Source organism: Haloimpatiens massiliensis, from assembly GCF_900184255.1.
In the GTDB taxonomy this organism is placed as follows: Bacteria; Bacillota; Clostridia; order Clostridiales; family Clostridiaceae; genus Haloimpatiens; species Haloimpatiens massiliensis.
This window is the reverse complement of sequence record NZ_LT854618.1, coordinates 1-3,152: the sequence shown is the minus strand read 5'-3', so window position 1 is coordinate 3,152 and position 3,152 is coordinate 1. Positions and strand designations below refer to the sequence as shown.

General features: G+C 30.6%; 3 protein-coding genes. All 3 read right to left on the bottom strand.

Translation table 11 applies throughout. The features are described from left to right. Window positions 1-152: 152 nt before the first annotated feature. Window positions 153-956 (bottom strand): ExeA family protein, encoded by an 804-nt coding sequence (locus tag C1715_RS00025; protein ID WP_102398655.1) that lies wholly within the window; start codon window positions 954-956, stop codon window positions 153-155. Continuing rightward, complete coding sequence (locus C1715_RS00020) at window positions 949-2,208, bottom strand: DDE-type integrase/transposase/recombinase (RefSeq protein ID WP_102398654.1); 1,260 nt, start codon at window positions 2,206-2,208, stop codon at window positions 949-951. The genes C1715_RS00025 and C1715_RS00020 overlap by 8 nt, the downstream gene beginning before the upstream one ends. 107 nt (window positions 2,209-2,315) lie before the next feature. Beyond that, window positions 2,316-2,891, bottom strand: coding sequence for a DUF6431 domain-containing protein (locus tag C1715_RS00015; RefSeq protein WP_102398653.1), 576 nt, complete (start codon window positions 2,889-2,891; stop codon window positions 2,316-2,318). Window positions 2,892-3,152 lie beyond the last annotated feature (261 nt).

Below are 3,152 nucleotides of genomic sequence, written 5' to 3'. Positions count from 1 at the left end.
TGTTAAACGTCAAATTTCTCCTAATTTAAACGTCAGTTTATTTCTATAATTATTGTACAATTTACGTCAAATTATTTCTACAAAATCACTTTATTTTTAATGAAAAATCATTTTGCACCTAAAAGAAAAAGGAGCTAGCGCTCCTTGTGATTTTAATGCAATGATATTTCATTGGCGGCAGCCATTATTATATCAGTATCGATTACGTTTTTTTCGTGCTGCGCACCTATTATTAAAGCTTTAGTTAATATCATATTTAAGCGTCTTATAGAGCCAGCACAACTTCTATATGCAGCCAAAACAGCATTGTTATCAAATATTTCTGGCGAAGCCCCTGCTAATGATAATCTAGAATTAATATATTCTAAAGCTTCAAGTTCAGAAAGTCCTCCAAAATTATAATTTATTATAATTCTTTGCTTTAATGCCTCATGTATCTGTTTTTCTAAGATATTATTTAACACAGGTTGTCCTATCAAAACTAAAGAAAAACAGTCCTTTGAATCCATGGAGAAGTTCATAAGTAGCTTTAAATCCTTTAAAATATCATTGTTTAGGTATTGTGCTTCATCCCAAACTAATATATAGTGCACACGTTTATCTGTACTCATACTTTCCATATAATCTTTTATACTCTTAAACATATCAGATTTACGAGAGGAAGGTTCAATTCCTAAGGAGATGCAAAATTGTCTATAGAACTCAGTAGTAGTTACAGTAGTAAAGCAAAGATATATAACTTTTGTCAAATTAGGGTTTACTTTTTTAGTAAAGCATCTTAAGGCAAAGGTTTTTCCACTGCCAGGAGAAGCTGTAAATAAGCCGATTCCCCTAGCTTCATTAAGATACTCAAGTCTTGATATCATCTCTTTTAGATCATTTGACATATAGGCATCTTTTTCTTTTATACCTTTTTCAAATGGATTCATTGTCATACCATAAAATTGTTTAAACATTTTTAAAACCATCCTTTGAATAATTTATAGTAAATGCATTCTTACGCTTAGTTTTACCATTTTCAACCTTATTTGTTTTTCTAATACTGTATTTAACATTTTCATAATATACATATGCATTATCCATATCATCAGGTAAATATCTTATTTCAATTTTTTGTCCTATAAATTGCATAGGTACATCATAGGATATTTTATCAATGCTTATTGTTGAGTCATTATTAACTCTTCGTTGTATGCGATTCATAAAGCAATTATCCAACCACTCACTATCAGCAGCTACTTTAACATGAGCTAAATCGCTTTTATATCTATCGATAGGACGTTGTGATGTAGCTGAATGTACTGTTACATTATGCTTGTTTATATATGCGAATAGCTCATCGTTTAGCTCCGCTAAGGAAGATATAGATTCTGTATCTAGAGCGTTTAGCCATCTACTTTTTAATGTTCTAAAGTTTCTTTCTACTTTTCCTTTGGATGCTCCATCCCTTACCATGGTGTGCAGTTCTACTATTCCAAGGGATCCACAGATAAGACTTAATTGTTCATTTTTATAAGGAGAACCGTTGTCCAAATAAAGTTTATTAGGTATGCCGTATCTAGCAATAGATTCTTTAAGTACCTTTTGAAAATTATAAGAGTTATCATTGTAAAAAAATCTTCCGCCAACGATAAGCCTTGATTTGTCATCAATTAGCATAATTAGATATGTTCTTTTACGTATGCCATTTTCAGTAATATACGGGCCATAACATGTATCACCTTGGTACATACCAGTTGCAAACTCTTCTTCAAAGGCTTTTCGATCTTTCATATTTATGCATCTAGCAGATTTAAGATCATTATTTTTTATAAATCTTTGAACTGTAGATAAGGATATGCTTTTTTCATTGATAAGGCCATCTTCGATAAGTTTATGATATATAAGAGTAGCATTAATTTTAGGAAATGTATTTTTTAGAATATATATCTGTTCTATGGCTACATCATTTAATTTTCTGGTTTTACCTATGTCGCTACGCGTCTTCGGTAGAAGGGCCTCAAAACCAAACCTATTATAATCTGATTCCCAATTAGATAGTGTTCCAGGACTATACAAAACTGACTTACCGTTAGGTAATTTTACAGGAGTAGTTGCAACACGCCTATAATAAGCAATTTTGGAGCTTTCGGTATAAGTGTTATTTATAGCTGGAGCTATTAGGGCTAGTCTAATAGAAGCTATTTCAATCATTTCTTTGTTATTCATTTCAACATCACCTCTATAAAAATGCTATCATGGAGAAATTATAATATCCATTATCGTATTGAGTGGTATATATAAAATAAAATTAAAAGCATATAGCTATAGCTTAATTATGATGTTCCTTGAAAAAAGGATAATCCATTTCTATTAAAAAAGTTTGTTATAAAGGTTTCAATTTCAATAAAGGTACTATTTATAACACGTTGTATAAAACTTAAGTTAGAAATAAGCCTGTCTTGTAAAAGTCCAAGCCATAGTTGTTTATGTTCTTTGAATTTATTTAAAATTCGATAGAATGTAGATATTGCTATACAGTAATGTTCACACATAGCTTCTACAGAGGTAAATTTATGTACAAGATAATCATGAATAATAGACACAGTAAATTTAAAGCTAAATGACATGTAGGGCACAATTACCGAAGGTAGGATAGCATGAGTATGTCCGCATGACGGGCAAATATATCTATTGATAGTTATTATATTATCGTGAACTTCATTATTATCATAAGTCACAAGATGGCGTTTATAAGAGGCAAATAGGGATAGATCGTGTTTAGATCCGCAGAATGGACATACCAAAGCCTCTGAATTAACCGTTTTCATATACTCTTCAAAAATATTTATCTCATTTTCAAAAGAAATTTGTTTAAAACACTTGCATAGTTGTGAAAATAATCTTATCATAATAATAGGTTGTAAGAGCTTACGCTCTTATTTTTAGGGAAGAACCTTCGCTTTGCACGGCTTGGGGTTCTTCCCTTTCCTTTCTCTAGTTTTTATAATAAGCTTAAAATAACCTCCAAATGATGTCAAGTCATTAGGAGGTTTTATTTAGCAATAATATGATTATTTAAAATGCATTTAATTACTGGATAGTTATTGGAGTTATAGTTATAATTTGACTTAGAAATGCAGTTTTCAAAAGCTATATTTTGACGCACTACA

Coding starts and splice junctions, on each gene's coding strand:
- C1715_RS00025 (WP_102398655.1), bottom strand. CDS start 956: ATGTTTAAACAATTTTATGGTATGACAATGAATCCATTTGAAAAAGGT.
- C1715_RS00020 (WP_102398654.1), bottom strand. CDS start 2,208: ATGAATAACAAAGAAATGATTGAAATAGCTTCTATTAGACTAGCCCTA.
- C1715_RS00015 (WP_102398653.1), bottom strand. CDS start 2,891: ATGATAAGATTATTTTCACAACTATGCAAGTGTTTTAAACAAATTTCT.